Here is a 23348-nt window from a genome sequence, read left to right as displayed (position 1 = left end):
AATTCGACGGCACCCTTGGCGTAGCTGCAGCTAGTAGCCGAGCGGTGCCTGCAGTAGGGCGCGGTCGTCGCCGAGGGCGCTGACGCCGAGCGTCGCCGCGTCGGACATCGGCAGACCCACCGCGAGTTCCATCGACACCGTCCGGTTGTCCTTGGCGATGAAACTGCCCGCGTTCATGCGGCTTCCGTCGGCACGTGCCAGCCAGACGTTGTAGGTCCGGTCCGGGGGAAGTCCGGCGACGTCAAGGCTGATGCCGGTTCCCCAGGCGCGGTTCTGCACCCGTGCCGACGCCTCCACCCCGGTGGACACGACGCTGAACGCCACCGCCTGTCCTACAGGGGCCGGGGCTACATCGGGGACGGCGTCGCGGAGGAAGAACCCTCCCGCCACCAGCACGACGGCGGCCGCGGCGGCTGCGGCGACCACACCCAGTCGCCGCGCACGGCGTCGACCGCGTTCGCGTCCGACGGTCGCGAGTATCGCCACCGGCAGCGTCGACGACGGTGCGGGCGCCGGCGCGACGAGCCGGTCCGGGTCCGCCTGCGACAGGAGCGACGCCACCGGTGTCAACTCGTTCAGCTCGTCCCTGCAGTCCGGGCAGCCGTCCAGGTGGGCCTGCAGCGCGACGGCCTCCGGTTCGTCCAGGCGCCCGAGCGCGTACATCCCCAGCCAGGTGTGCATCTGCCGGCAGCGATCACTGGTCACCGTGCCACCCCATCTCCTCCAGTACGAGCCTGAGCGCCTTGAGCCCGTAGTACACGCGACTGCGGACCGTCCCCACCGGGATACCGAGTTGCGCAGCCACTTCGGTGGCGGGCCTGTCGCGCAGGTGCACCTCGACGAGCACGACGCGGTGCTGTTCGGACAGCCGACGGAGCGCCTCCTCGACCTGCAACCCCACCAGCAGCTGCTCGAGGGGGCGCTCCTCGACGGGGACGTCCGGCGGCTCGGAGTCCGCGAGCCGGGGCCGGGCGGCCCGGGCCCGGCTCGCGTCGATCACCACGTTGCGGCAGATCGCGTACAGCCACGTACGCAGGGTGGACCGTTGCGGATCGTATCGATCGGCGCTGCGCCAGGCCCGCAGGAATGTCTCCTGCACCGCCTCCTCCGCGCGGCCCCTGTCCCCCAGGGACCGGTAGGCGAGGGCGAACAGTTCGCGGCCGTGGTCGTCGTAGGCGGCCCGCAGGACCGAGTCGTCGTCCAAGCTGTCGACCGGCCGCCCCGCGCGTGTGCGCGACATTCGTAGCCGCACGCCCTCACCTCCTGCACCATCGGCCGCCGGTCCGCCCGACGTCCCCTGGGATGTACGGGCCCGGCGGCCGTGGTGTTCAGTCCGGCGTTCAGTCTGCCTGCGTCGTCACCCGGCGGCCGAATCGACCACCACGACGTGCCACGTGCCCTTGACGCCGTCGCCGCTGGTCTGACCGGGTGCGGTGTCCTTCGCGAACCGGTACAGCGGCCGGCCGTCGTAGGTGGCCTGCGGGGTGCCGTCCGGCCGGGCCATGGTGCCCAGGTTGCCGGGCAGCGGGGCGGCGGCCTGCGGCGCCCCGAGCGAAGGCGGCCAGATCTCGGCGCACTGGCCGACGCACGTGATCTCGGCGGCCGTGTCCTCGTCGAAGGTGTAGAGGGTGTAGCCGTCACCGTCGGTCAGCACCGTGCCCAGCGTGGTGTCCCGGGTCGCGAGTGCCGGCCCCGCCGCCGGTGCGGGCGTGGTGGCGTCGGCGGTCCGGGTCGCGGTGGACTGCGGTGCCGAGGCCGACGTTTCCGCCGCGGGCGCCGCCGGTTCAGCGGACGAGCTGCACCCCGTCACCACCATCGCCGCGCCCATACCGAGCGTCGCGAGAATCGCCCTCTTCGCCATCATCATCGATCTCCGTTCGTATTCCGCCGTGATGCGAGTCGTGCCGGCCGCCCGAGAGGGGCGGCCGGCACGAGGGAATACGGATCGTCGGCGGCGGGCGTTCACCGCCGGACGGCGCGGATCGTCAGATGCCGATCCGGCCGCCGCCGGACTTCCACACCGCCACCACGGACGGCCGCGGCTGCGCGCTGCCGCCGTCGGGCCAGTGCGACGACGGTGCCTCGATGCTCGCGCCGTCGGTCTCGCCGGGATGCTGGACGCACACCACGACGCGGTGCTCGTCGACGATCGGGCCGCACGTCTCGGCGCCGACCGGCACCGTCAGGAACTGCTTCGTCTCACCGCGCCGCTCCCCCTCGAGCACGACCGAGAACAGGCCGTCGTTGGACTTCAGCGCGTTGCCGTCGGTGGAGATCCACAGGTTGCCGTACGGATCGAACGCCAGGTTGTCCGGGCACGAGATGGGGCTGACCTGGGACTTGTCGAAGCCGCCGAAGTAGGTGTCGGCGGTCGCGGGATCGCCGCACACCAGCAGCAGGTTCCACGTGAAGGTGGTGCCCGCGTGGTTGTCGTCGATCTCGAGGACCTGGCCGTTCTTGTTGTTGTTGCGCGGGTTCGCGGAGTCGGCCGGAGCCGCGCCCGACGTGCCGCGCTTGGTGTTGTTGGTGAGCGCCACGTACACCTTGCCGGTCCGCGGGTTGGGCTCGAAGTCCTCCGGGCGGTCCATCTTGGTGGCGCCCACCTTGTCGCCGGCGATGCGGGTGAACACGGCCACCTCTTCGGCGCTCATGCCGTCGACGAAGGACTCGCCACGACCGTCCTCGCCGGTGCGCAGCAACGGAATCCACTGGCCGGTGCCGGCGAACACGCCCGACGGGGGCAGCTTGCCCGAGCCGTCGATCGCGTCGGGCTCGTTGCCGGTGAGCTTCGCGACGTACAGGGTGCCGGCGTCGAGCAGGGTCATGTTGTGGCGCATCGCGGTTCGGCTGTTGCCGCGCTGCATCTTGCGGGACGAGACGAACTTGTACATGTAGTCGAAGCGCTCGTCGTCGCCGCTGTAGGCGACGACGGTTCCGTCCTTGGTGACGTGGATGGTCGCGGCCTCGTGCTTGAAGCGGCCCAGGGCGGTGTGCTTGACCGGGGTGGAGGACGCGTCCCACGGGTCCACCTCGACGACCCAGCCGAAGCGGTGGACCTCATTGGGCTCGGCGACGACGTCGAAGCGGGAGTCGACGCGCTCCCACTTGCGCTCGGACGCGTTGCCGCCGATGCCGTACCGCGCGAGGCGGGCCGCGGCGGTCGAGTCGGTGACCTGCCCGGCGTTGGCGAAGTACTGGTTGAAGTTCTCCTCGCCGGAAAGCACTGTGCCCCAGGGAGTCAGGCCTCCGGAGCAGTTGTTGAGCGTGCCCTTGACGCGGGTGCCGGTGGGATCGGCCGACGTCTTCAGCAGCGCGCTGCCCGCGGCCGGACCGGTGACCGCGAACTCGGTGAGCGCGGTGATGCGGCGGTTGAACGGGCCGAACTGCGGGGTGAGCTTGCCCGAGCGGGGCTCGCCCTGCACCTGGACGACGGACAGGCCGTGGTTCGCCCAGCCGATGCGCACCTGCTCCTCGGTGGGGTTGGCGGCGTCGTAACCACGGAACATCGACGGCTCCGTGGTGTACTCGTGGTTGACCACCAGCAGGTAGCCGTTCGGGCGGCCGGGGATCGGCAGCAGGCCCGCGAAGTCGTTGTTGAAACCGAACTGCTTCTCGGCCGCGGCGGCGGTCTGGTTGTCGAAGTCGAAGGCCGGAGCGTCGGCGAACAGCGGATCGCCCCACCGGATCACGACGGCCTGCTCATAGTCGGCGGGCGTCACGACGGCGTCCAGCTTGTTGGGGGCCACCGGGGCGAAGCTGGTGCCGGGAATCGCCGAGCCGGACGCCGAACCCGACGCGGAACCGCTTCCGAGCGAACCGAAATCGACGGATCCGGGGGCGGCCGCGGCGTTACCGGCGAGAGCCGTGCCGGCGCCGACAGCGAGGACCGCGGCCGCCCCGCCCCGCAGGACCCCACGGCGGGAGACCGCGGCGCGCACGATGTCGCCGAAGTACTCGCCGTTCGAATCGTTGGGTACGTCGTGGGAGCAGGCGTTGCCGCACTTGTACTGGCAGGTGATCGAGGCACGCGACGACATGCCGTCGTGCTTGACGAACAGTGCGAGGGGTTTGAGGCTCACCGTGGGACTCCCGAGGTCGGCGACGGACGAATGCGGACTGACGCACGCACCGTAGAGATCGGGAACGAGTGACCGGCGACGACCGGGTGAACGGCAGGGCAACGCCCGTGGGACGTTTCGTGTCCGTCCGCGGGTGCAGTGCCCCACCGACCCAACCGCGTCTTGCGCACTTATCGGTGTTGTCCGGGCCGCACCGGTACCGATAAGTGCGCAAAGCGGTGCGAGCCATGGTGCTAGAGAACGTCGGACAGAAAGCCCTGCAGCCGCGGCGTTTCCGGGCTGTCGAACACCTGCTCGGGAACACCGGCCTCGACGACGACGCCGCGGTCCATGAACACGACCGTGTCCGAGACCGAGCGGGCGAATCCCATCTCGTGGGTCACCACCACCATCGTCATGCCGCCCTTCGCGAGGTCGGTCATCAGCGCCAGCACACCCTTCACCAGTTCGGGGTCGAGCGCCGACGTCGCCTCGTCGAAGAACATCACCTGCGGCTGCATCGCCAAGGCCCGGGCGATCGCGACCCGCTGCTGCTGCCCGCCCGACAGGTTTCCCGGCCGCGCGTCGGCCTTGTGTGTCAGGCCCACCAGTTCGAGTTGGTCGAGCGCGAGTTGTCGTGCGGCGTCCTTCGACAGCTTCTTCAGTTTGCGCGGCCCGAGGGCGATGTTGTCGGCGACCGTGCGGTGCGGGAACAGGTTGAAGTGCTGGAACACCATCCCGATCCGCTGGCGTAGGTGGTCCGGGTTGTCGCGGAGCACCGAGCGGCCGTCGAGGAGGACGTCGCCGGCGTCGGGTTCGTGGAGCCGGTTGAGCACCCGCAGCAGGGTCGACTTCCCGGAGCCCGACGGCCCGATCACGGTGACGGTCTTGCCGGCGTCGACGTGCAGGTCCACCCCGCGCAGCACCCGGTTGGTGCCGAACGCGAGGTGCAGTCCGGTGCCGGTGAGGGAGACGGAATCGGGCATGCGTCAGCCCCTCTCCACGACGATCGCCTGCTCGAGGTCGTCGAGCGTGCCGGACGTGTCGGCCCGCCCGGTCCGCAGGCGCCGGTCGATGTAGTTCACCAGGTGGGTCAGCGGGATGGTCAGGGCCAGGTAGAACAGGCCGGCGGCGACGAGTGGCGACAGGTTGCCGGTCTGCGCGTTGAGGTCGCGGCCGACGGCGAACAGTTCCCGCTGCGTGACGAGCAGGCCCAGGAAGTAGATCAGCGACGAGTCCTTGATGAGCGAGATGAACTGGTTCATCAGGGCCGGCAGCACCCGGCGCACGCCCTGCGGGATGACCACGAGCGACATCGACCGTCGATACGAGAAGCCCAGGGCGCGGGCGGCTTCCATCTGTCCGGACTCGACGCTCTGGATGCCCGACCGGAAGATCTCGCCGATGTAGGCGGCCGCCAGCAGCGACAGTGCGGCCGCGCCCAGCCAGTAGGGGTTGTTGCCGGTGAGCCCCCTGACGACCGGGCCGACACCCAACCCGACCAGCAGGATGATCACCACGGCGGGCAGGCCGCGGAAGATGTCGGTGTAGACCCGGGCCGGCCAGCGCAGCCAGCGGGTGCGGGAGATCCCGGCGACCGCGAGCAGCATCCCGAGGACGGTGCCCGCGATGCCCGACGACAGCGCCAGGATCAACGTGTTCGGCAGGCCGGTGCGCAGCAGTTCCGGGAAGGCGCGCTGGTACAACTCCCAGTCGAAGAACGTCTCGCGGAGCTGCTGCAGCGTGGATTTCGGCCCGGCGCCGGACGGTTCCGACGGCTGCTGCGCCGCGGCGATGGCCGCGAAGTCCGGCAGCAGCGGCGCGGGGGCGGCCTTGCTGCCCGGCTTCCAGCCCGCGGGCAGTTCGCGCGGGACCCACTCCGAGTACAGCCGCGCCCAGGTGCCGTCGGCGATGACGGCGTCGAGTCCCGAGTTGAGCGCGTCGATCAGCGGCAGATTGTCCTTCGCGGCCGCCCACCCGACGAAGTTGTTGAGGCTGAACGTGTTCTGCACGATCGACGCGGGATCACCGGGTGCGATCGCGCCCTGCGCCTGCTGTGAGGGCGCCACCCACGCGTCGATCTGTCCGGTCTTCAGGTTCGCGTACGCGGTGTTGAAGTCCGGGAACTTCACCGGGTCGAGACCGAGGGTGTTGACCACGTAGTCGTCCTGCACGGTGCCCTGCACGACGCCGATGCGCACGGACGGGTTCAGATCCGAGAAGCCCCTGATCGCGCTGCCGTTCGGGACCACGAGGGCGAAGTAGCCGAAGTCGTAGCCGTTGGTGAACCCGACCAGCTCGCGGCGGGCGTCGGTGGTGGTGATCGAGGACGACCCGACGTCGAACCGATGGCCCGCCACCTGCGCGAGCAGTCCCGCGAACTCGGTGCCGACGAACTCCACCTGCAGGCCGAGTTTCGCGGCGACGGCCCGCAGCAGTTCGTTGTCGAAGCCGGTGAACACGTTCTGCGAGTTGACGCAGACGCTGGGCGGCGCGTCCGACAGGGTTCCCACGGTGAGCGTGCCCGGTTTCACGAGTCTCAGCTTGGAGGTGTCGATGGCGCTGGGCGGCAACGTGTTCGGTGTCGTGTACTTGTCCTCGGCGGCGGTCGCGGCCGCGGTGTCGAGGTTGGCGGGCAGCGCGGAGGCACTGTCGACGCCGGGTGGGGCGCACAGGTCGGTGGGCCCCGACGCGTTCCGGCTCGACGAGCACCCCACCAGTATCAGTACCGGAAGGAGCAGCACGAGCAGCACCGCCGCCGCTCGGGATCGGGAAGCGGCGGCGGTCATCGGGTAGCTCCGTTTACGCGAGCCCGGACAGTTGCGGTGGCGTGTGCTCGTCGCGCCACGCGATCGCCTCGCGGAGCGTGGTGAGGTCGTAGTCGGGTCCGCTGGAGTTCGCGGTGAACAGGGTGACGCCGGCGTCGACGTACGCCGGTGCGAGGTCCGCCCCCGGCCACCACGTCGAGCGCTCGATCTCGTGCGGATCGCGCTGTACGTCACCGCAGTGCTCACCGAGGATCGCGGACTTGCGGACGAACTCGTCACGCTCGCCGAAGCCGTGCCAGATGTCGGCGTACTCGGCGACCAGGCGCAGCGTCTTCTTCTCGCCGCTGCCGCCGATCATGATCGGGATGTCGCGCGTCGGAGCGGGATTGAGCTTGCCGAGCCGGGAGATGATGCGTGGCAGGGACTCCCCCAGCAGCCTGATCCGGGAACCGGGGGTACCGAACTCGTAGCCGTAGGCGTCGTAGTCCTTCTCGAACCAACCGGCGCCGATACCGAGGATCAGGCGACCGCCGCTGATGTGGTCGACGGTGCGGGCCATGTCGGCGAGCAGGTCCGGGTTGCGGTAGCCGGCGGAGCTCACCAGCGCGCCGATCTCCACTCGCTCGGTCTGCTCGGCCCACGCGCCCAGCATCGTCCAGCACTCGAAGTGCGCGCCCTCCTGATCGCCGTATAGCGGGAAGAAGTGATCCCACGCGAAGACGGCGTCGGCGCCGGCGTCCTCGGCGCGCATCACGGCGTCGCGGATCATGCCGTAGTCGGGAGCGTGTTGGGGCTGCAGCTGCACACCGATACGCACGGGACGGGTCATGGGGACTCCTTCGCGCAGGGACTCGTATCTCACCGTATCCCCGCGTTCGGCTCACCGCACGGGTGTCGCTCGATACGTTCCGGGCGTGCGACTCGACCGATTCGCGACGGTCACTGCCGAACCGGCCGTCGTCGCGCCGAGGTGCCCGATGACCCCCGCGCACAGGACTTGTGGTCACGACGAACTGAAGGGGCCGAGCCAGTGAACTGGGGTATCTACGCTTACCCCAGTTCACTGCTCCGACGAGCACCGCTCTCCGTGCGCGCCGTGTGCCGCGACCAGAGGTCAGGACCCGAATCTTGCGCTACCGACGGACGACCCGGCGTGACCGTTGTCTGCAGAACCGTCCCTGCGGCTGCGTTCCAGGACGAACTCGTCGACGGGCCGCAGGGTCGCGAAAGGCCCCTCGAAGGTGTAGTAGGTGACCTTCATGCGGGTCTTGTCGCCGGGGCTGCGCCCCGGATCGACCTCGAAGGCGGCGAACCCGTGTGGGTTTTGGCGGTCCTGGACCGACGCCCACGGCGCATCCTCGGTGATCCAGACCGAGTCCTTGTGGCCGGGCAGAATCGGGCTGTCCTGGTCGCTCAGCGCGACGATCACCCGCCCCTGGGGTCGCTCGAACAGGTCCTTTTCGGAGGTGGCGAAGTTTCCGCCTCCGCCGATCACCATGTGAACCGTGCCCTTCTCTGTGTTGATCAGGTCGGTCCTGGTATCGGCGGGGATCGGGGTGGCGGTGTCGTTGCCGCTCGCGCCGCGGAGTGGATGGGATCGCTCGTAGTGGTGCTCGTGACCGCACACGACCAGATCGACGCCGTACTGATCGAAGAGCGGTCCCCACGCCTGCCGCACCCCGAGATCGCTGCCGTTGTGTCGTTGTGCGCTCGAGATCATCGTGTGGTGCATGCACACGACGATCCAGTCGATCCCCTTGTCGGCGCGGGCTCCCTTCAGCTCTGCTTCCAGCCAGCGTTGTTGTGCGCCACCGGAATAACCTCGGATGTAGGAGTCGCCGGCGTCCTGGATCGCGACGTCGTCGTTGCTGAGGCTGATGACGCGGACCGAGCCCGCAGTGAAGGAGTACCACAACCCCTGGAAGGCGGGGTCGCCGCCGTTCGAGGGCAGCGCGAACATGTTTCGGTACGCGTCGTACCCGAACTGTCCGTTGTTCCTTTCGTTCTCGTGGTTCCCGACGCACGGCATCCACGGCCGGTAGCGAGTGGACCGGCTGTTGCTGATGAACCAGTCGGCCCAGGTGGGGGTCCGCGCCTCACCCATGTAGGAGCCGATCGCCGCGTAGGAGAGATCGCCGTTGAGCATGTTGAACAGGGGATCGGCTCGCTCGATTGCCTGCACGATGTCGGCCGACGCCTGGCTGCTGGTGTTGTTGCTCGTGTAGAGGGGGTACGGCCCGTTGGTGCCGGGAGTGCCGGGCGGAAACCTCCTTTCCGCGCGCAGGTTGACGGTGCCCTGGTCGCCGAAACTGGTGAATCGGAGCGGCCGGCGGCCCCGTGGCCCGGTCGTGAACACGCCAGTATCGGGGGTCGCCCCCTCGTGCGTGGCGTAGTACACGTACCGGGTGTCGGGGTTCAGGTCGGTGATTCGTGCGTGGTGGGCGAACAATTCGCCGCCGTCCACCCCGTCTCGGTAGTGCCTGGTCTCCGCCTGCACAGTCCGTCCCGGACCACCGGAGATCGTCCCGAACTCGACGCGGGGGTTCTTGACCCCCTTCGGGGTGACCCACGAGACGGTCATCTCGCGCGAGGCGTCGGATCCGAACTGTAGGTGCAGGCCGGTGATGCTGGGGGCATCCAAGCCCCCGGTCTGCTTCCAAAGGTCGGGATCAGGGTTCCACTTCCGCTGGATCCCGGCTTGGGCCGGCCTTGCCCCGAGGATGCCGACGCCCAGGCTCGCCGCGCCGCCGGTCAGGATCGAACGTCTGGAAAAGTTGGTCATACTCACCTCTCGATAGGTGCGCCGCACCCGGGTGTGCGGTCGACGAGTGTCTGCGCTCGCCAACCCGCGCACGGATGCGAAGCCAGGTCACTTCTCCGGCAGTACAAGGACGTCACGTGCTCGTCGGATGACGGTGGGCGGCGAATGCGTCCACCACACCCTGCAGACCGACCCGGCCCATGAGGTTGCGAGGACGTCGACCCGCAGGGCCCACTCGCCACCCCGAACCACGCTCGGGGTCCTCATGGACGACTTTCCGGTTCGGTTCGGGGCGTGTGTCATCCGAGCGCAAACACTAAGTGATTACTAAGCATTTGTGAATACCTCATGACCTGCGCGATTGCGCGGTGGCAGTGCGCCGGTGCCTCAGCTGTCGGCGCCGCCGGGCGCCGAGAGGCCCTTTCCATCAACGGTTATGCGCGCCAGCAGTGCGTCGACTGCCGCCTCGAAGACTTGGGGGAGGTCGATCTGGTCGGGCAGGATCGCCCACTGCGATCGCAACCCGTCGTTGAGCGCTATCAGCTCGAGAAGGACCTGCCGCGCATCGACATCCGGTTTGAGCTCGCCGTCGGCGACGCCGCGCTCGAGAACCGGAACGAGCTTGTCGAGAGTCGACGCCACGTTGGTCCGCATTCGGTCGCGTGCGGGATTCGACTCGAGCAGTGACTCGCCGTTGAGTACGGCGCGGAAACGCACGAGTTCCGGTTGCTGCATGCTCTCCCGCACCGACGAGACGAACCGTCCGAACAGCTCTCGCGCCGATCCGGACTCCGCGTAGATGGACACGAACGGCTGCTCACGTACATCGATGACAGTGAGGAACAGTTCCTGCTTGGTCCCGAAGTGATGGATGATCGCGGCATCGCTGATGCCCACATCCGCGGCGATTCGGGCGATGGACGTGCTGGCATAGCCGTAGCGGGAGAAGTGATCGACCGCCGCGGCCAGGATCCGCTCGTGGGTGTCCTCGCCCGGTGCGTAGCGCCGACGTGGCCGAGGCCTGCGCCGAGGCGAGGATGTGTCGTCCGCAGAGTCCGCCCGTTCGGGTGCCATCGTGGACCGTCCCTTCCGTGCACGTGCGACCACCGGCAGTCGAGCATATTGATTCACGTCGGCGGGCGCGGCGACGCCATCGCTTCACGGGCTCCCCCACAACCCCGGACATGCCGATCATGGTGTTCGTCGAACGTGAAGGAACATCGACCAGATGTCCGAATCCTAGGAATGTGTTGTGGCAGAACGGCTCGCCGCGCGGGTTGCAGCCTCGATGCCGCGCAGCGGAGGCCTCGCGCGGCCAGGCGGAAATGTTCGCGACAGGCCCGTAGTCGATGCTCGGGTCGACGTCGTCGTCGACGACCCGATGTCGCACGGCCGAATTACCACTGGAGCGGGAGCACACTGGAGACGTGCGGATCATGCAGCGCCCGAGCCCGCCCACCGGCTGGAAGCGCCGGTTCTTCCGCATGCCGATCACGCGCTACCGGTGGCACCTCGGCGTGTTGCTCGGCCATCGGTTCGTGCTCCTCGAGCACGTGGGCCGTCGCAGCGGCAGGACGCGGCAGGTGGTCCTCGAGGTGGTCAACCACGACGAGGTGCGCCACGCCGCGCCCGACGGGTGGGTGGTCGCCGCCGGGTACGGGACGACGTCGGACTGGTACCGGAACCTGCCCGCGCACCCCCGGGCGCGGGTGCAGGTGGGGCGACGCAGATGCGCGGTCGAGGCCGACTTCCTGGGTACCGAGGAGGGCGGCGACCTGATGGCGCACTACGGCCGCGTGCACCCGAAGATCGGCGTCCGCCTCTGCAAGAGCATGGGCTTCGACGTCGACGGCAGCGCCGCCGACTTCCGCGAGGCGGGCCGCAATATCCGTTTCGTGCGGCTGCGGCCCGTGCACGGGTGATGGTTTCCCGGCACTTCGGACGCCTATGCTGTGCCCGCACACCCGTGCACCCTCATTCGGATCGTCCGGCACGTTCCTGCCGGTGAAGGGACCGCTCCACCATGGCTTCGGTGACATTCGACAAGACCACGTGCCTGTTCCCGGGCGCGACGACCCCCGCGGTCGACAAGCTGGACCTGCACATCGAGGACGGCGAGTTCCTCGTCCTCGTCGGTCCGTCGGGCTGCGGCAAGTCCACCTCGCTGCGAATGCTCGCGGGGCTCGAGGAGGTGTACGACGGCCGCATCCTCATCGGCGACCGGGACGTCACCGCGCAGGAACCCAAGGAACGCGACATCGCGATGGTGTTCCAGAACTACGCGCTGTACCCGCACATGTCGGTGGCCGAGAACATGGGCTTCGCACTCAAGCTCGCCAAGACGCCCAAGGACGAGATCAAGCGCCGCGTGCAGGAGGCGGCGAAGATGCTCGACCTCGAGCCGTATCTCGAGCGCAAGCCCAAGGCGCTGTCCGGCGGCCAGCGGCAGCGCGTCGCGATGGGCCGGGCGATCGTGCGGCAGCCGCAGGTGTTCCTGATGGACGAGCCGTTGTCGAACCTCGACGCGAAGCTGCGCGTGCAGACCCGCACCCAGATCGCGCAGCTGCAGCGGCGGCTCGGCACCACCACCGTCTACGTCACGCACGATCAGGTCGAGGCCATGACCATGGGCGACCGGGTGGCCGTGCTCAAGGACGGCGTGCTGCAGCAGTGCGCGTCGCCGCGCGAGCTGTACACCCGCCCGGTGAATCAGTTCGTGGCCGGCTTCATGGGTTCACCGGCGATGAACCTGCTCACGCTGCCGGTCACCGAGACCGGTGTCGTGCTCGGCGACGCGGTGATCCCGGTTTCCCGTGAAACCATCGCCGAGATTCCGGAGGGACAGGTGGTGCTCGGCATCCGCCCCGAGCATCTCGAGCCGGCCGCCGGAGATGCGGGCATCCCCCTCGCCGTCGACGTCGTCGAGGAGCTCGGCTCCGACGCCTACGTGTACGGGCGGACCGGTGTCGGCGGTCCCGGCGAGCACCAGCTGGTCGCGCGGGCCGACTGGCGCAATCCCCCGCGGCGCGGCGAGCGGGTCAATCTGCACGTCGACCCGTCGGAGGTGCACCTGTTCTCGGTCACCGACGGTCGGCGCCTCGGGTGACCCTGAACGATCCAGTCCGGGGGTAATGACCGAAATTGGGTGCCGTTCGTGCGAGAGTGAGCGGCGACATATGCCTCGGTCCGGTGGAGTTCTCGTCCACAGGGCCGAAGACGTCTATCTGAAAGGTGGACCATGCGTTCCTTCAACACGCGGTCACGGATCGCCGTCGCGGCCTCGGCCGTCGCGCTGCTCGCGCTCGCAGGCTGCTCGAGTGACAACGGTGGCGGCAGCACCAGCGCCGACGACGCCGTCAAGCAGAACCTCGACGGCCGTGGCGCGATCTCGTTCGCGATGGGCAAGAACGACACCGACAAGCTGCAGCCGGTGATCGCCAAGTGGAACGCCGCCCACCCGGACGAGCAGGTCTCCCTCAAGGAACTGCCCGGCGAGGCCGACGACCAGCGCAACAAGCTGGAGCAGTCGCTGCAGGCCGGCAACGCCGACTACGACGTGATGGCGCTCGACGTGGTCTGGACCGCGGGCTTCGCCGCGAACGGCTGGCTGCAGCCGCTCGAGGGTGAGCTGGCCATCGACACCGCCCCGCTGCTGCCGGCCACCGTCGAGTCGGCCACCTACCGCGGCACCCTGTACGCGGCCCCGCAGAACACCAACGCGCAGCTGCTGTACTACCGCACCGACCTCACGCCCGCGGCCCCCGCGGACTGGAAGGCGCTCACCGACAGCTGCCAGATCGCCAAGGACAAGGGCGTCCAGGACTGCATGGTCACCCAGCTCAAGCAGTACGAGGGCCTGACCGTCAACACCACGCAGTTCATCAATTCGTGGGGCGGCGCAGTCGTCGGCGCCGACGGCAGCACCCCCGAGGTCGAGTCGCCCCAGTCCAAGGCCGGCATCCAGGCCATGGTCGACGCCTACCAGGGCGGCCAGATCGCCAAGCGCTCCACCGGCTTCACCGAGGAGGAGACCAACCTCGCGTTCGTCGGCGGCGAGGCGATGTACGCCTACAACTGGCCGTACATGTGGGACAACGCCCAGAAGGACGAGTCGAAGGTCAAGGGCAACGTCGCCGTCGCCCCGATCGTCGGCCCGACCGGCGCCGGAGCGTCGACCCTGGGTGGCTACAACAACGGCATCAACGTCTTCTCCAAGAACAAGGCGACCGCGCGTGACTTCGTCGCGTTCGTCCAGAACGAGGAGAACCAGATGTCCTTCGCGGACGCCTCCTTCCCGCCGGTCCTGAAGTCGGTGTACGACGACGCGGCGCTGCAGGCGAGGTACCCGTACCTGCCGGCGCTGAAGGCAGCCCTCGAGAACGCCAAGCCGCGTCCGGTCACGCCGTACTACACCGCGATCTCGAAGGCCATCCAGGACAACGCGAGCGCTGCCCTCAGCGGCAAGGTCACGGTCGACCAGGCGGTCGCCGACATGACCGCGGCGATCAACAACGCCGCCAAGTAGGCACGTCCGAACACGAGAGATCAGGTAAACGCACGATGGCTGACTCTGCTGAGCTGAGGCGAGCAGACGAGGCCCGCGCCGTGGTCGGGGTCGACGACCCCGACCACGGCGGTCGCGCTTCCGGGCGCGAGGCGCCCGAGACCGGGCGCACGGGTCACGATGACGAACCGCGGGTGGTCGCTCCGCCCCGCAAGCGCGACTTCCGCCCGATCTGGCTGATCGCACCGACGATGGTGATCCTGGCCGTCGTCATCGTGTACCCGGTGATCCGTGCGGTGCTCCTGTCGTTCCAGGCGAACAAGGGCATCGATCCCGACACCGGCCGGTTCACCGAGGGTGGGTTCGCCGGCTTCAAGCACTACCTGCAGTGGTTGGTGCAGGACTGTGGCGCCGGCGCCGGTACGTGCCCTCCCGGCACGCTGGCCCACGACTTCTGGCCCGCGCTGGGCGTCACCCTGTTCTTCGCCGTCGTCACAGTCACGATCGAGGTGCTCCTCGGCCTGTGGATGGCGACGGTCATGGGCAAGACCTTCTGGGGCCGCTCCCTGCTCCGCGCGAGCGTGCTGATCCCGTGGGCCATCCCCACCGCGGTCACCGCGAAGCTGTGGTTCTTCATCTTCGCCGAGAACGGTATCGCCAATAAGCTGCTCGGCACCTCGATCGCGTGGACCACCGACCCGTGGGCGTCGCGGTTCGCGGTGATCATCGCGGACGTGTGGAAGACGACGCCGTTCATGGCGCTGCTCATTCTCGCGGGCCTGCAGATGATCCCGCAGGACGTCTACGAGGCCGCCAAGGTCGACGGCGCCACCGCGTGGCAGCGCTTCACCAAGATCACACTGCCGCTGGTGAAGCCCGCGCTCATGGTCGCGGTGCTGTTCCGCACCCTCGACGTGCTGCGCATGTACGACCTGCCCGCCATCCTGTCCGGCACCTCCGGCGCCACCCCGAACACGACGCTGTCGATCCTGGTGATGGCCGACATCCGGCAGGGCAACTTCCAGAGCGCATCGGCTCTGTCGACCCTGATCTTCCTCCTGATCTTCGCCGTCGCGTTCGTGATGGTGAAGTTCCTCGGCGCCAACGCCGTGCGCACCCAGGACGAGCAGCGGAAGGGAGCGGACCGCTGATGGGACGTCACAGCAAGCCCGAAGACCTCGAACCGCACGAGCTGTCGACGCCGGTGACCCCGATGTCCGTGGCCGTCGCCGCACCGACCGCCGCGGCCGAGCAGGAACCGTCGGTTCCGCGCAAGCCGCGCCGCCGCACCGACCGCGGCAAGATGACGCGGACCTATCTCGGGGTCGCGATCATCCTCATCTGGGGCCTGGCGCCCTTCTACTGGATGGTCGTCACCGCCTTCCGGCAGGTCGACCACACCTTCGACACGACGCCGTGGCCCACGTACGTGACGCTCGACAACTTCCGGGCCGCGCTGTCCACGGACAAGGGCAACGACTTCCTCGGTGCGATCGTCAACAGCCTCATCATCGGCGCCGTCACGACGGCCGTCGGCCTGCTGCTCGGTGTGTTCGCGTCGTACGCGCTCGCGCGGATCGAGTTCCGCGGCAAGTACATCGTCACCGGCATCATCCTGGGCGCGTCGATGTTCCCGACGGTCGCGCTCATGACGCCGCTGTTCCAGCTGTTCGGCGACTTCGGCTGGATCGGCCAGTACCAGGCGCTGATCATCCCGAACATCTCGTTCGTGCTGCCGCTGACCATCTACACGCTCACGTCCTTCCTGTCGGATCTGCCGTGGGAGCTCGAGGAGGCCGCCCGGATCGACGGCGCGAGCCGCTTCCAGGCGTTCCGGCTGGTGATCCTGCCGCTGGCGGCGCCGGCGCTGTTCACCACCGCGATCCTCGCCTTCATCGCGACGTGGAACGAGTTCATGCTCGCGAGCCTGCTGTCGACCGAGAAGACCGAACCGGTCACCGTCGCGATCGCCCGCTTCGCCGGCGCCAACTCGTGGGAGCAGCCGTACGCCGCGATCATGGCGGCCGGCACGATCGTCACGATCCCGCTGGTGATCATGGTGCTCGTGTTCCAGCGCCGCATCGTCTCGGGTCTGACCGCCGGCGGCGTGAAGAGCTGACATGCCGTCCGGCAGGCCGTCGCGGGGGCGCCAGTCCCTCGAGATGCTCATCGGCATACTCGGGTTCTTCACGTTCATGGCGTTCGTCGCGGCGGTCGTCCCGATCGTCCGCGGCGAGCCGTCGGCGACGGCGTCGCTGGTCCTGCTCGGCTGCGTCGTGCTGCTCGGCGGCGCCATAGTGCTGCGACGTCGGAGCTGACCCGACCACTCCCCTTCCCCCGTTTTGCGCACATAGCGGTGCGAGACGGGCCTCCGGGCCACCGATAAGTGCGCAAAACGCGGAGGCGCCGGCCGCTCCCGTCCGTGCTGGCGTCGGGTATGTCCGGTCCGACCTGGGCGGATGGACAATCCCGTGCCGTCGACGCGGCCAAGTGCGACGATCGAGGGACGACCGGATTCGACCGACCCCGGTTTCGGGGCCCGGTTGGATCGCCGCCTGCGGACCGGAAGTTGCGCGCGTGAATCCCACGAGCAGCACGAAGCCCGACAACCCCCGACGGCCCGAGCGCGGGCACCGATCCCGCCGACGCACGGTGCTTCGCGTCGTCGCGCTGATCGTGATCGTCCCCCTCGTCCTGCTCGGTGCGGCGTACCTGCTGACCGACGTCCCGAGCCCCGCGGAGATGCGTCGTAACCAGGTGGCGACGATCCTCGCGTCGGACGGGTCGACGGTGGTCGCGAAGGTCGTGCCGCCGGAGGGCAACCGCACCGAGGTGCCGCTCGACAAGGTGCCCGGGTACGTCCGCAACGCGGTGCTCTCGGCGGAGGACCGCGACTTCTACTCCAATCCGGGGTACTCGATCTCCGGGTTCCTGCGGGCCGGCCGGGACAACCTGCTGGGTCGCGAGAGCGCCGGCGGCGGCTCGACGATCACGCAGCAGTACGTCAAGAACGCGCTCGTCGGCACCGACCGGAACGTGGCCCGCAAGGCCCGCGAACTCGTCGTGTCGGCGAAGATGGCGCGCCAGTGGTCCAAGGACGAGATACTCGACGCCTACCTCAACACCATCTACTTCGGACGCAACGCGTACGGCATCGGGGAAGCGTCCCACGCGTTCTTCGGCAAGCCCGTCGAGCAGTTGACGCTCGCGGAGGGCGCGGTGCTGGCCTCGGTGATCCAGAGCCCGTCCGCGCTGGACCCCGACACCGCCCCGGACGCCCTCAGGGCCCGGTGGAACTACGTGCTCGACGGCATGGTCGACATGGGGGTGCTCGCCGCGACCGAGCGCGCGAACACCGCGTACCCGGAGGTGCTGCCGGTGGCGCCGCCGTCGCCGTCCGACGTCGCCCCGGGGCCGGAGGGACTGATCCGGACGCAGGTGGCCCACGAACTCCAGGCGGCCGGGATCAGCCAGAGCGACCTCGACACCGGCGGACTGCAGATCACCACCACGATCGACGCGAAGGCGCAGCGGTCCGCGGTGGACGCGGTGAACCGGACCCTGGCCAAGCAGCCCGACCAGTTGCGGGCCGCGGTCGTGTCGATCGACCCCAGATCGGGGGCGGTGCGGGCGTACTACGGCGGCGCCGAGGGCGCGGGCTTCGACTTCGCACAGGCCGGGCTGCAGACGGGCTCGTCGTTCAAGGTCTTCGCGGCGGTCGCGGCTCTCGAGGACAAGGTGCCGTTGACGACCCAGTTCAGCAGCGCTCCGCTGACGGTCGGCGACCTCACCATCAAGAACGTGGAGGGCGAGACCTGCGGGACGTGCAGCCTCGCGGAGGCGCTGAAGCGGTCGCTCAACACCAGCTACTACCGGCTGACGCTGTCGATGGAGAACGGCGCGCAGAAGATCGCCGACGCCGCCCACCAGGCCGGCATCCCCAAGCAGATCCCGGGGATCGACCACGAGAGCCTCACCCAGTTCGGGGCTCCCCCGGAGACGGGAATCGTGTTGGGCCAGTACCAGACCCGTCCCATCGACATGGCGTCGGCATACGGGACGCTCGCGGCGTCGGGGAAGTTCCACCCGCCGTACTTCGTCCAGAAGGTGGTCGACGCCGACGGCCGGGTCCTGTTCGAGCGCGAACCGTCCGCCGGTGAACAGCGGATCGAACCGGCCATCGCGGACACCGTCACGCAGGCGATGGTGCCCATCGCGGCGTATTCGCGCAACCACGCTCTCGCGGGTGGACGGGTGTCGGCGGCGAAGACCGGCACCGCACAGTTGGGCGACACCGGCGAGAACAAGGACGCCTGGATGGTCGGGTTCACGCCGTCGCTGTCCACCGCGGTGTGGGTGGGGACGGCGGAGGGCAAGGCCATCGAGACGAGTTGGGGCGGATCGATTTACGGGTCCGGGCTGCCGTCGGACATCTGGAAGGAGACGATGGACGGCGCCCTGGCGGGCAGCGCCAACGAGCAGTTCCCGACCCCGCAGCAGCCCGGCGGACAGCAGTCCCGGGCGCCGTCGACGGGTGCCTCGTCGGGCGGGAGCGCCTCGACCGGGAACTCGGCGGTCGGCACGACGGAACAGGGCTACAGCGATCAGGCCCCGACGCGACAGCGGTCCGCACAGACGTACCAGGAGGAGACGGAGTGGTCCGCTCCGCCGGCCCGGACGCAGTCACCGGTGCAGCAGGCACCGGTCCCCCAACAGCAGAGCATTCCACCGCAACAGCAGTGGAATGCTCCTGTACCGCAACAGGAGCAGGCGCCTGTTCCCCCTCCGCAGGCCCCTGCTCCCCCGCCCCCGGCACCGGCTCCTGCGCCGGCGCCGGGGATCCAGATCCTCCCCGGGGTGACGATTCCCCTCCCGGGCTGAGTCCGATTCAGTGAGTGGACAACCCGGAATCGTCGGGTTGTCAGCCCGCGGCCACCAGCTCGTCGCCGTCCGTGGTCGTACCCGTCATCGAGGGCGGGACCTCGACCTGTGCGATCTTGCGCGGCAGCAGGAAGGCCACGACCGCGCCGACGAGGGCGAAGACCGCGCCGATCCAGAAGGCCACCTGGAAGCCGGCGTCGTCGTAGAACACGGCACCCTGCAGCGTTGCCTGGATCTCCGGCGGGAACTGGACGATGTGCGAGTTGTTCATCACCGCGAACGCGATGACGGGGAGCACGGCCGGGAACACCGACTGCGAGACGCCGACCATGGACGCGGAGCTGGCCTGCAGTTGCGGCGGCACGGCCTCGATCAGCAGGTTCGGGATCGAGGCGTAGCCCATGCCCATGCCGAAGCCGAAGACCGCGCAGATGACCATGACGACGCCCTTGGTGTCGTGGGTCTGGGCAATCGCGGCGAACGCGACGGCATTGAGCAGCAGGCCGGTCACCAGCAGCGGACGCGGACGCATGTTGCGACCGACCAGGGTGCCGACGAGCAGACCACCGAGGACGACAGCGCCGCCGATCGGCACCTGGTACAGGGCGAAGCCTTCGGCATCGACGCCGAAGCCGTAGCCCAGGCCGAACAGGGCCGGAGTCATGACCATCATCGGCAGCAGGATGGTGAACAGGCCGGACGAACCGTAGACCACGCCGGCGCTGATCGTGGTGAGCAGGACTGGACGCTTGCCGAGCACGTCGAGGTCGATGAGCGGTTCCTTGATCATCCGCGCGGACACCACCCAGCCGATCAGGAGCACGATGCCGCCGATGAGGTAGGCGAGGGTGCCGGCGTCCGTCCAGCCCCACGAGGGACCGAAGCTGACCGCGATGAGGACGCCCGCGATGCCGGCACCGAGCAGGATGGCGCCGACGAGGTCGATCCGCGAGCGCAGTCGCACGTTCGACTCGGGCGTCGTGAGCTGGATCAGGCCACCCAGCACGACAAGGCAGATGACGAAGAACCAGAAGATGGCGCGGAAGCCGAAGTCGTCGATCAGCCAGCCGGTGAGGAACGGCGCGGCGATCGCGATCAGGCCCATGCCGCTGGTGGCGATGCTGACCGCGAGGGCAACGGTCTTCGGCGGGAAGACGTCGCGGATCAGCGAGTAGCTCAGGAACAGCGTCGGCACCAGCAGGCCGGCCAGGCAGCGGCCGGCGATCATCATCGCGTACGACGTGGCGATAGCCGAGAGGAACGAGCCGACGAGCGCGATCCCGACACAGGCCAGCAGCATCTTGCGCTTGCCGTACATGTCGGCGAGCTTGCCGATCAGCGGCGCCGCCATGGCGCCCACCAGCAGAAACGCCGTCAGCAGCCAGGCGCCCTGGGTGGTCTGGTAGTGCGCGGCGATCGACGGCAGGGCCGTCGAGATCATCATGTAGCTGACGGCGAGCAGCTCGAGCAGCAGCACGATCGACAGCAGCGAAAGGATGAGCCGGGGGCTCCATCCTTCCTCGTGCGTCCGACCCGCAGGGTCGGCGGGCGACGGCACAGCGCCGCCGGTGGGGGTGGTGACCATCCGTGGAATCCTTTCAGACACCAATAAGAAGCAGGCCCAAGTGTTTTCGGGCAGGGGGGAGTCTCCGGAGCAGATGGACGTGCGACCACGCCCACCGTGGCACCCTCGGCCGGCTGACGGTGCCCTCACATCACACTGGCGTCCAAACAGTGACGCCAGTCACATGCCCGTTCAGTGGGACACTTCGTGGCCGCGGTCAGATCGGTGCTCTACCTAACGAATTCCGTTCGGGGCGAGGGCATGTCCGATATATGTGGATTCCGTGTATCGATCGACGACTCTTCGAGTGGGCCGCCGATGTATGTCGGTAACGGCGGACGTCGAATGCTGGATACCACCGACATGAACAAGATCAGAGCAGCAACGACGGTTGCGACGGTGGGGGTGCTCTTCTTCCTCGGTGCCGGCGTCGCCGGTGCCTCACCTGGTGGATACGACCCGTATGCGGGACTTCCCCCGCAAGTTCGCGCATGGCTCGAGCCGATCGTGATCGCTGTCTGGCGGTTCCTCGGACTTCCGTAACTGCTTGCGCCAATGCGGGGCCGAGACCCCTCCGCCGCGGTCCAGTCCGCCGGTACTCGATCCTCTCCGGAGTCTCCCGTGCACTCGTTGCCGTCGTGACGCTATCTATCGGTGGGGCAACGGCACTCTGCGAGTTGGAAACGAGTGTGCTCGGACCGCCTCCGCTATCGGGCCGGTGATGCCGGCGGACTGACGCTGCTGGCTCCACTGCCCGGTGTTCTCGATCGACGCTCGATAGATGTCGTCCCTGTCCGATATCCAACCCCCCATTTCACCCGAAAGTTGGCCCCTTCGGCACGCTTTCGATCGGTAAGCTGTCTCGGATGTTCCCGATTCAGGTTGTCGCCGCTCGGATGCCCGCACGGCTGCTGTCCGTGTTCGTGCGCAACGCGGAACTGTTGAAGTTCTTGACGGTGGGATCCATCGCGTTCGTCGCCACGTCGGTGCTGTTCTTCGGTTTGAAATGGACAGTCCTCGAGGGCAAGCCGGTGACCGCCAATGTTGTGGCGGTGCTGGTCGCCACGGTGCTGTCCTACGTGCTCAACCGGGAGTGGGCCTTCACCGCCCGCGGCGGTCGCGAGCGTCGGCACGAGGCGGTCCTGTTCTTCCTGGTTGCCGGTGTGGGCCTGGTGATCAATCAGTTGCCGCTGGCGGTTTCACGATACGTCTTCGCTCTCCAGACCCCGCACGTGTCGCTCTTCGCGGAGAACGTCGCCGACTTCGTCAGTGCCACCATCGTCGGGACCCTCCTCGCCACCGTGTTCCGCTGGTGGGCCATGCGTAAGTTCGTGTTTCCGAGTCCTGTTGTTCCAGAACAGGAATATGGCGCGGCCGTGCAGGAAGTCCAACCCTGAACCTCGCCACTCAGCGATGGGGCGGCTGGTACGCGGTCTCCCGCTCGGCGAGAAACCGCAAGCGCACAGAGATTGTCGGCAGAACCCCTCACACCGGCCGGTAGACGGTGGTCGTCAGTCGCAGCCCCCTCCGCCGCTGTCGGACGATCCGCCGCTGTCGGACGATCCGCCGCTGTCGCTGCAGGTACTGCCGGAGCCATCTCCTCCGGAATCGCTCTGGCTGTCGTTCGACCCGTCGGCCACTCCACTTGCCGCCGAGTCCGGCCGCGGCCGCCTCTGTGACCGATCCGGCGACCGCTTCCGCGTCGCAGCACGGATACCCAAGGTCAAGAAGAGCACTACAACGGCGATGAGGACGAGGTAGGTCATGCACCGGAGTATTCCGGAGACGTCCACGGATCCTCAGTTGCACCGAATGTCGGCCGTTCGCCCGCCCGGTGAGTGAGCGAGTGACGGCCGCCGCGTTGGATCCGGACACTGGTCTTCGACATCGCGTCGCGGATCGCCGACCGGCCCGGATTCCTCGCCCAGGGCTCGGAATGGCTGATCGCGATCGGGATCCTCGGCGCCCTCGCCGCGGCAATGGTCGGATTCCTCGACCTGTTCGGGATACCGACGGGGACACCGGCGTTTCGAACCGGCCTGGTGCACATGGCGCTCAATCTGGCTGTGACAGTGGCGTTCGCCGTGAACTTCGTGTGGCGCCAATCTGATTACGGGCGGCCGCATCCGGTGAGCGTCGGACAGATCGTGCTGTCGGCGGGCAGCATCATCGCTCTGGGTGTGTCCGGATACCTCGGCGGCAAGCTCGCATTCCGGTACGGCGTCCGGGTGGTCCACGACGCAGACCAGCTCGAGGGCTTCGGGCCACCCGCCGGGCATACGCCACCGGTGCAGCCGTGATCCCCCCTCGCGCACCACGTGTTAGGAGACGACATGGGTATCGCAGCGCTCGTGACCTGGCTACTCACGGCGGGCGGCGGCTTCTACATGCTCGCCACCTGGATCGCGAAAGGTGGGACCCAAACCCCGCGCGCCAGCCATTTTCCGCCGGCGCTGATCTTCGGACACTTCGCGCTCGCCGTGGTCGGCCTGGTCGTGTGGATCGTGTATCTCATCGTCGACGAGACGGCACTCGCCTGGGTCGCCTTCGGCCTGCTGGTTCCGGTTGCACTCCTGGGATTCGCCATGCTGGTGCGGTGGATTCCCACCTACCGCGCCGGAGCGGCAGCCGGTGCGGGCGGTGGACGGCCCGCACCGGCGCAGCAGGACCCGGCGGAGAAGCACTTCCCTGTCGCGGTCGTCGCGGGCCACGGAGTGCTTGCCGTCGTGACCGTCGTGCTGGTGCTGCTGACCGCCCTCGGCGTGGGCGGAAGCTGACGCGAAGGCGACGGCGACACCGAGCGCCCGACGGT

At 68.4% G+C, this 23348-nt stretch carries 21 protein-coding genes; 11 read left to right on the top strand and 10 right to left on the bottom strand.

Features of this window, described 5'->3' with window-relative positions; genetic code table 11:
• Positions 1–30 precede the first annotated feature (30 nt).
• The 9 genes from ABTV10_RS24790 to ABTV10_RS24750 all read right to left on the bottom strand — a co-directional run bounded on the left by ABTV10_RS24790 (position 31) and on the right by ABTV10_RS24750 (position 10661).
• Positions 31–705 (bottom strand): anti-sigma factor, encoded by a 675-nt coding sequence (locus ABTV10_RS24790; RefSeq protein ID WP_499031487.1) that lies wholly within the window; start codon positions 703–705, stop codon positions 31–33.
• Entirely contained in the window at positions 695–1240 is a 546-nt protein-coding gene (locus ABTV10_RS24785) for a sigma-70 family RNA polymerase sigma factor (RefSeq protein WP_499031485.1), read from the bottom strand. The genes ABTV10_RS24790 and ABTV10_RS24785 overlap by 11 nt, the downstream gene beginning before the upstream one ends.
• Before the next feature lie 117 nt (positions 1241–1357).
• Positions 1358–1867 carry a COG4315 family predicted lipoprotein gene (locus tag ABTV10_RS24780; RefSeq protein WP_499031483.1) on the bottom strand — a complete coding sequence of 170 codons (510 nt, stop codon included), beginning with the start codon at positions 1865–1867 and terminating at the stop codon, positions 1358–1360.
• Positions 1868–1985: 118 nt separating this feature from the next.
• On the bottom strand, positions 1986–4079 hold the full coding sequence (locus ABTV10_RS24775) for a PhoX family protein (protein WP_499031481.1): 2094 nt from the start codon (positions 4077–4079) through the stop codon (positions 1986–1988).
• 233 nt (positions 4080–4312) lie between these two features.
• Positions 4313–5044, bottom strand: a complete 732-nt coding sequence (locus tag ABTV10_RS24770) for an amino acid ABC transporter ATP-binding protein (protein WP_499031478.1) — start codon at positions 5042–5044, stop codon at positions 4313–4315.
• A 3-nt stretch (positions 5045–5047) separates the two neighbouring features.
• On the bottom strand, positions 5048–6847 hold the full coding sequence (locus ABTV10_RS24765; RefSeq protein ID WP_499031475.1) for an ABC transporter substrate-binding protein/permease: 1800 nt from the start codon (positions 6845–6847) through the stop codon (positions 5048–5050).
• Positions 6848–6860: 13 nt separating this feature from the next.
• Positions 6861–7655: an LLM class F420-dependent oxidoreductase gene (locus tag ABTV10_RS24760; protein WP_499031472.1), complete on the bottom strand. Its 795-nt coding sequence runs from the start codon at positions 7653–7655 to the stop codon at positions 6861–6863.
• Between the two features lie 285 nt (positions 7656–7940).
• The gene (locus ABTV10_RS24755) at positions 7941–9608 is read right to left on the bottom strand and encodes a purple acid phosphatase family protein (RefSeq protein ID WP_499031470.1); all 1668 of its coding nucleotides are present in this window, start codon (positions 9606–9608) and stop codon (positions 7941–7943) included.
• Positions 9609–9974: 366 nt separating this feature from the next.
• The gene (locus ABTV10_RS24750) at positions 9975–10661 is read right to left on the bottom strand and encodes a TetR/AcrR family transcriptional regulator (RefSeq protein WP_499031467.1); all 687 of its coding nucleotides are present in this window, start codon (positions 10659–10661) and stop codon (positions 9975–9977) included.
• Positions 10662–11023: 362 nt separating this feature from the next.
• Here ABTV10_RS24750 and ABTV10_RS24745 point away from each other — a divergent pair, with 362 nt between their 5' ends.
• The 7 genes from ABTV10_RS24745 to ABTV10_RS24715 all read left to right on the top strand — a co-directional run bounded on the left by ABTV10_RS24745 (position 11024) and on the right by ABTV10_RS24715 (position 18972).
• Entirely contained in the window at positions 11024–11509 is a 486-nt protein-coding gene (locus ABTV10_RS24745; protein ID WP_499035240.1) for a nitroreductase family deazaflavin-dependent oxidoreductase, read from the top strand.
• A 101-nt stretch (positions 11510–11610) separates the two neighbouring features.
• Complete coding sequence (locus tag ABTV10_RS24740) at positions 11611–12693, top strand: ABC transporter ATP-binding protein (protein ID WP_433608531.1); 1083 nt, start codon at positions 11611–11613, stop codon at positions 12691–12693.
• A gap of 132 nt (positions 12694–12825) precedes the next feature.
• A complete protein-coding gene (locus tag ABTV10_RS24735; protein ID WP_499031463.1) occupies positions 12826–14112 on the top strand; it encodes an ABC transporter substrate-binding protein in 1287 nt (428 codons plus the stop codon).
• 35 nt (positions 14113–14147) lie between these two features.
• Complete coding sequence (locus tag ABTV10_RS24730; protein WP_499031460.1) at positions 14148–15242, top strand: carbohydrate ABC transporter permease; 1095 nt, start codon at positions 14148–14150, stop codon at positions 15240–15242.
• Positions 15242–16210: a carbohydrate ABC transporter permease gene (locus tag ABTV10_RS24725; protein WP_499031458.1), complete on the top strand. Its 969-nt coding sequence runs from the start codon at positions 15242–15244 to the stop codon at positions 16208–16210. The genes ABTV10_RS24730 and ABTV10_RS24725 overlap by 1 nt, the downstream gene beginning before the upstream one ends.
• 1 nt (position 16211) lies before the next feature.
• On the top strand, positions 16212–16409 hold the full coding sequence (locus tag ABTV10_RS24720) for a hypothetical protein (RefSeq protein ID WP_433608525.1): 198 nt from the start codon (positions 16212–16214) through the stop codon (positions 16407–16409).
• 259 nt (positions 16410–16668) lie between these two features.
• Positions 16669–18972 carry a transglycosylase domain-containing protein gene (locus tag ABTV10_RS24715; RefSeq protein WP_499031455.1) on the top strand — a complete coding sequence of 768 codons (2304 nt, stop codon included), beginning with the start codon at positions 16669–16671 and terminating at the stop codon, positions 18970–18972.
• Between the two features lie 40 nt (positions 18973–19012).
• On the opposite strand, the gene ABTV10_RS24710 is transcribed toward ABTV10_RS24715, so the two are convergent.
• On the bottom strand, positions 19013–20557 hold the full coding sequence (locus ABTV10_RS24710; RefSeq protein WP_499031452.1) for an MFS transporter: 1545 nt from the start codon (positions 20555–20557) through the stop codon (positions 19013–19015).
• Between the two features lie 324 nt (positions 20558–20881).
• On the opposite strand from ABTV10_RS24710, the gene ABTV10_RS24705 reads away from it, so the two are divergent.
• The 4 genes from ABTV10_RS24705 (at position 20882) to ABTV10_RS24690 (ending at position 23313) form a co-directional block, all read left to right on the top strand.
• Positions 20882–21079 (top strand): hypothetical protein, encoded by a 198-nt coding sequence (locus tag ABTV10_RS24705; protein WP_499031450.1) that lies wholly within the window; start codon positions 20882–20884, stop codon positions 21077–21079.
• Positions 21080–21459: 380 nt separating this feature from the next.
• Positions 21460–21933, top strand: a complete 474-nt coding sequence (locus ABTV10_RS24700; protein ID WP_499031447.1) for a GtrA family protein — start codon at positions 21460–21462, stop codon at positions 21931–21933.
• Between the two features lie 468 nt (positions 21934–22401).
• On the top strand, positions 22402–22836 hold the full coding sequence (locus tag ABTV10_RS24695; RefSeq protein ID WP_499035238.1) for a DUF2231 domain-containing protein: 435 nt from the start codon (positions 22402–22404) through the stop codon (positions 22834–22836).
• A gap of 33 nt (positions 22837–22869) precedes the next feature.
• The gene (locus tag ABTV10_RS24690) at positions 22870–23313 is read left to right on the top strand and encodes a hypothetical protein (protein ID WP_499031445.1); all 444 of its coding nucleotides are present in this window, start codon (positions 22870–22872) and stop codon (positions 23311–23313) included.
• Positions 23314–23348: the final 35 nt, after the last annotated feature.

The organism is Paraburkholderia sp. RHO2 (genome assembly GCF_050955445.1).
Lineage (GTDB): Bacteria > Actinomycetota > Actinomycetes > Mycobacteriales > Mycobacteriaceae > Prescottella > Prescottella agglutinans_A.
This window is presented reverse-complemented; position numbering and strand designations above follow the sequence as displayed.

Coding starts and splice junctions, on each gene's coding strand:
- ABTV10_RS24785 (WP_499031485.1), bottom strand. CDS start 1,240: ATGTCGCGCACACGCGCGGGGCGGCCGGTCGACAGCTTGGACGACGAC.
- ABTV10_RS24780 (WP_499031483.1), bottom strand. CDS start 1,867: ATGATGATGGCGAAGAGGGCGATTCTCGCGACGCTCGGTATGGGCGCG.
- ABTV10_RS24770 (WP_499031478.1), bottom strand. CDS start 5,044: ATGCCCGATTCCGTCTCCCTCACCGGCACCGGACTGCACCTCGCGTTC.
- ABTV10_RS24765 (WP_499031475.1), bottom strand. CDS start 6,847: ATGACCGCCGCCGCTTCCCGATCCCGAGCGGCGGCGGTGCTGCTCGTG.
- ABTV10_RS24760 (WP_499031472.1), bottom strand. CDS start 7,655: ATGACCCGTCCCGTGCGTATCGGTGTGCAGCTGCAGCCCCAACACGCT.
- ABTV10_RS24755 (WP_499031470.1), bottom strand. CDS start 9,608: ATGACCAACTTTTCCAGACGTTCGATCCTGACCGGCGGCGCGGCGAGC.
- ABTV10_RS24750 (WP_499031467.1), bottom strand. CDS start 10,661: ATGGCACCCGAACGGGCGGACTCTGCGGACGACACATCCTCGCCTCGG.
- ABTV10_RS24745 (WP_499035240.1), top strand. CDS start 11,024: ATGCAGCGCCCGAGCCCGCCCACCGGCTGGAAGCGCCGGTTCTTCCGC.
- ABTV10_RS24740 (WP_433608531.1), top strand. CDS start 11,611: ATGGCTTCGGTGACATTCGACAAGACCACGTGCCTGTTCCCGGGCGCG.
- ABTV10_RS24735 (WP_499031463.1), top strand. CDS start 12,826: ATGCGTTCCTTCAACACGCGGTCACGGATCGCCGTCGCGGCCTCGGCC.
- ABTV10_RS24730 (WP_499031460.1), top strand. CDS start 14,148: ATGGCTGACTCTGCTGAGCTGAGGCGAGCAGACGAGGCCCGCGCCGTG.
- ABTV10_RS24725 (WP_499031458.1), top strand. CDS start 15,242: ATGGGACGTCACAGCAAGCCCGAAGACCTCGAACCGCACGAGCTGTCG.
- ABTV10_RS24720 (WP_433608525.1), top strand. CDS start 16,212: ATGCCGTCCGGCAGGCCGTCGCGGGGGCGCCAGTCCCTCGAGATGCTC.
- ABTV10_RS24710 (WP_499031452.1), bottom strand. CDS start 20,557: ATGGTCACCACCCCCACCGGCGGCGCTGTGCCGTCGCCCGCCGACCCT.
- ABTV10_RS24705 (WP_499031450.1), top strand. CDS start 20,882: ATGCTGGATACCACCGACATGAACAAGATCAGAGCAGCAACGACGGTT.
- ABTV10_RS24690 (WP_499031445.1), top strand. CDS start 22,870: ATGGGTATCGCAGCGCTCGTGACCTGGCTACTCACGGCGGGCGGCGGC.